The organism is Thermosynechococcus sp. (assembly GCF_046299635.1).
Classification (GTDB): Bacteria; Cyanobacteriota; Cyanobacteriia; order Thermosynechococcales; family Thermosynechococcaceae; genus Thermosynechococcus.
Genome location: NZ_JBKBHV010000068.1, coordinates 1 through 671, shown reverse-complemented (window position 1 = coordinate 671; position 671 = coordinate 1). Strand labels below are relative to the sequence as shown.

2 tRNA genes are annotated in these 671 nt (G+C 58.1%); both read left to right on the top strand.

Annotated features, from left to right (window positions below):
* Positions 1 to 218: 218 nt before the first annotated feature.
* A tRNA-Ile gene (locus tag ACK4IR_RS12365) sits at positions 219 to 295 on the top strand.
* 16 nt (positions 296 to 311) lie between these two features.
* Positions 312 to 387, top strand: a tRNA-Ala gene (locus tag ACK4IR_RS12360).
* The last annotated feature ends 284 nt before the right edge of the window (positions 388 to 671 follow it).

Below are 671 nucleotides of genomic sequence, written 5' to 3'. Positions count from 1 at the left end.
CGTAGGGGAACCTGCGGCTGGATCACCTCCTTTCTAAGGATACGGCCGAAAGCGCCGGGACTTGCTCCCGGAAGTGCTTCGTCCATTCCAAAGAACACTGCCGTCGTCCTCATGTCCTTTCATCACTGGAGATCGCCGCGCGGGCCTTGGCTCGTGCAGGCGAAACGCCTGAGCTGGCTCACGCCCTCCGCGGCCTCATGGCCGTTCGGGTGAGGTGTGGGCCTGTAGCTCAGTCGGTTAGAGCGCACCCCTGATAAGGGTGAGGTCAGAAGTTCGAATCTTCTCAGGCCCACCACTCATTGCGCACTGACGGGGCCTTAGCTCAGCTGGGAGAGCACCTGCTTTGCAAGCAGGGGGTCATCGGTTCGATCCCGATAGGCTCCACCAGCGCACTTCTCTCCAGGATGAAACGAAAGCGGATCCGGCTTCATGCCGGTCAGGCGATTTCGATCGCCGTCTTTGACATTGTGAATGGGTTTTTAATCGATGCCGTGGCGCATGACGCCGCAGGTCTACGGACGTGCGGAGTGGTGCGACACTTACAGATGTATATCTGGCTGAGATTATCTTCCGCACCTATCCCAGCGCGGGCTTTATGCAGGCCTGTCGTTGATGGTGTGGATTCTCAAGCGTGAGGTAAGAGCATTTGGTGGATGCCTTGGCATGTACAG